This is a genomic window from Geminicoccus flavidas, assembly GCF_009806515.1.
Lineage (GTDB): Bacteria > Pseudomonadota > Alphaproteobacteria > Geminicoccales > Geminicoccaceae > Geminicoccus > Geminicoccus flavidus.
Genome location: NZ_WUJP01000956.1, coordinates 1 through 3,565, shown reverse-complemented (window position 1 = coordinate 3,565; position 3,565 = coordinate 1). Strand labels below are relative to the sequence as shown.

2 protein-coding genes are annotated in these 3,565 nt (G+C 70.7%); both read right to left on the bottom strand.

Annotated features, from left to right (window positions below):
* Positions 1-741, bottom strand: a 741-nt coding sequence (locus tag EQG76_RS27445) for a MutS N-terminal domain-containing protein (protein ID WP_456237666.1), incomplete at its 3' end; no start/stop codon positions are given.
* A 655-nt stretch (positions 742-1,396) separates the two neighbouring features.
* On the bottom strand, positions 1,397-3,565 hold a 2,169-nt coding region (gene pbpC / locus EQG76_RS27440; protein ID WP_159718200.1), incomplete at its 5' end, for a penicillin-binding protein 1C.

Sequence of the window (3,565 nt, the reverse complement as noted above, 5' to 3'; positions counted from 1 at the left end):
GTCGACTAGGGCGCCGGCAGCACCGAGCTCGGCGCGCTCCAGCTCACCCAGCGGGGCCAGGTCGGCCAGGCCGAAGCGAGCCTTCAGGATCCGGGCGCCGACGCCCGGGTCGAAGCGGACCTGGGCGATCGGCGTGATCCGGTCGGTCAGCTCGCGAAGCTGCCGGGCGAGCAGCGGCTCCTGCAGCCGCTCGGCCGGTGCCAGGAGCTCAGCGGGCGCCAGACGCGCCAATGCTGCGGCGAGCCCGTCACGGTCCAGCGCCTCGGTCTCGAACCGGCCGGTCGAGAGATCGACCCGCGCCAGCCCCACGCGCTCGCGCTCGATCGCGACCGCGGCCAGCCAGTTGTGCTGCAAGGGGTCGAGCAGCGCGTCCTCGGTGAGCGTGCCAGGCGTGACCAGGCGGACGACGTCGCGCTCGACCAGCGCCTTGCCGCCGCGTCGGCGCACCGCGGCCGGGTCCTCCATCTGTTCACACACCGCGACCTTAAAGCCCTTGCGGATGGCCCGGTGCAGGTAGGTCTCGACCGCATGGACCGGGACGCCGCACATCGGCACCTCCTCGCCGCGGTCCTTGCCGCGCCGGGTCAGCGCCACCTCGAGGGCGGGCGCGGCATTCACTGCATCATCAAAGAACAGCTCGTAGAAGTCGCCCATGCGGAAGAACAGGAGGGCGTCCGGATGGGTCTCCTTCAGACGCCGCCACTGCGCGACCATCGGGGTCGACGCCTCGCCGTCCCGCACCACCTGCTCCCGTTCGTCCGTGCTGATCGCCCGTCAGGCACGCGGCAGGGCAAGGGCGGCCCAGCTCGCGTCCGGGCGGAAGCTGGCAGGAACCGGACGCGAGGTCCAGCCCAGCCACACTGGTGCGGCGCAATTGCCCGGTGGTTGAAAACATCTTGCAAATCAATCGCGGGACGCTAATTTCCGGAAGGTGCCTTGAGCAGAACTCCGGTTCGGGCAGAAACCGATGGATCAGCCGGAAGACTTGACCGCCTTTTGGCCGGCAACCACACCGGTCTCTGTGCAGGAATCCTCAGCAGATCCAGCACATCTGCTATCACTGAAGATCGAATACCTGACATGGCCCGACCGTGTCAGGGAACTTGATCGGATGTTCTGGAGGGACGCGAATCAGCGACTGAGCCATGAGGAGATCACGGCAGTCATCAACCGCCAAGCGCTGCCGGCGGAGGGTGCCCTGGCCGTGGACGCCTATGCACGGCAGGTGAAGCAGGTGCTGACCGGCGCGTTCGTCCAGCTGGACGAGCCCCAGGCGGTGGGCACGGTGTGGCAGGCCTTCACCTGGCTGCTGCTGGATCGCGAGCGCGAACGCCTGCCAGCATTGGCCTGGCTGCGTGCCGCCGATCCCTTGCTCCTGCGCGACCATCTGGCCATGCTACCGGGCTACGCGTTCCTGATCCTGGCCGCGATGCCCAACGATTCCGTCGAGACCTTCCTGGCCCGGGACGCGTTCTGGGACGCCATGCTGGGCGCCACCCGCGAGATTTCCTCCGAGAGCGACCACACCGCCGACTGACGGCGCCTGGATCCGCACCAGTGCCCGGGCGCTCCGCCCGTCCGCATCCACCACCGTAATCTCGCTCCAGCCGCTCCCATGGTCGTGCCACCAGCTGCCCCGTCGCCGCGACTGGGTGTCGTCCAGCGGCACGCCGTCGACGAACCAGCGCAGCGGCAGGCGGCCGCCCCGCGCCTTGAGCGGGAGGGCGACGTCGCTGGCGACATCGAGCAGACTGCGGTCGGCGGGGAACTCGACCTCGAGTAGCACGCCGCCGGCTTCGGCCGCCATCGGCCGGTCCAGCCGCGCCAGCAACGCCGATGCAGCGCCCCTGAACGGGCTGGCGGCAGGTTCCGGCAGGAGCGGGGTTTCCGGCAGGAGATCGAACACCTTCGCCAGCAATGGCGCAGCCCCTGTGAAGCCCGAGCAGCTCCGGCCGCAGCTTGCGGCATCCGAGCGCCCGATCCAGACGCCCACCGTGTAGCGGCCATCGAAGCCCACCGCCCAGCCGTCCTTGAATCGGTAAGACGTGCCGGTCTTGAAGCCGAACGAGCGGCGGGGGCGAGCACCTGCCGGCCGCGGGGCGCCTATCAAGATTTCGCGCAGCGTCCCGGCGACCTCCGGGGTGAGCAGGGCCGCGCCCGCCGCCTTCATCCCGTCTGGCAGGACGCGTGGAGGCCGGACCTTGCCGTCGCCGGCAATCGCACCGTAGCCGGCGACCAGGTCCAGGAGGTTCATCCCGACGCCGCCCAGCACCACCGGCAGCCCCACCGGCCGTTCACCGTCCAGCTCCAGTCCGATTCCGGCATCGCGCAGCGCCTGGACGAAGCCCACCGGCCCAAGGCGCTCGAGCACGGTCACCGCCGGCAGGTTCAAGGAAAGCTGCAGGGCCTCACGCAGCGTGACCTCGCCGGAAAAGCCGCGGTCGAAATTCTCGGGCGCGTAGTCCGAGAACCGCCGCGGCTCGTCAACCGCGATGCTCTGCGGATGCGCCAGGAAGCGGTCGAAGGCCAAGCCGTAGACGAACGGCTTCAGGGTGGAGCCCGGCGAGCGGATGGCGCGGACATGATCGACCATGCCCTGGCGGCGCCGGTCGAGATAACTGGACGAGCCGGCCCAGCCCCGCACCGTGCCGCTTTCGTGCTCCACCACCAGTGCGGCCAACTCGACCGGTGCCGGCAGCGTCGCCACCCCGGCGCGCAGCAGCCGCTCCAGTCCGGCTTGCAGGCCCGCGTCCAGCGTGGTGCGGAGCCGGTCGCCGGGTAGTGTGCCGCTGCCTGCCCGGATGTGCTGGGCAAAGACGCGCTCGGCCAGATGTGGTGCCAGCATCGGGAAAGCCTGGCGGCGGCGCGGGACCGGGGCAGCCACGGCGGCCGCGGCACTGGCCGGGTCGAGATCGCCCTGGCGTGCCAGCCTTGCCACCAGGGCATCACGCGTCCGCCTAGCCGCAGCCGGATGGCGGTCCGGGCGGAGCTGCTCCGGCGAGCGCGGCAGGGTGACCAGCAGCGCCATCTCGGCAGGTGTGAGCGTCCGTGGCTCCTTGCCGAACCAGGCGATCGCTGCCGCCCGCACCCCTTCCAGGTCGCCGCCGAACGGTGCCAGGGTCAGCCACATCGCCAGGACCTCGTCCCGGCCGTGATGGACGGTGAGCTGCAGGGCGCGCAGCAGCTCGATGAGCTTGGCACCCAGCGTGCGTGGCCGCTGCTCCAGGAGCTTGGCCACCTGCATGGTGAGGGTCGAGCCGCCGGAGCGGATCTCGCCATGCCGCAGCCACTGGAAGGCGGCCCGGCCGAGCGCCAGCGGATCCACGCCTGGATGATGGAAGAACCGGCGGTCCTCCGCGGCCACCAGCAGCTCGACAAACAAGGGCGGCAGGTCGGCGGGCTTGGTCAGGAGGCGCCAGCGCCCGTCCTGCGCGGGAAACGCCCGTAGCCAGCCGCCATCCTCCGCCACCACCACCGTCGAGCGGTCGGTGAAACGCGCCAGCGGCAGCGGGAACAGCCGGTCCAGCAGGACGACCGTGCCGGCCCCGGCGAGCAGGGCCACACC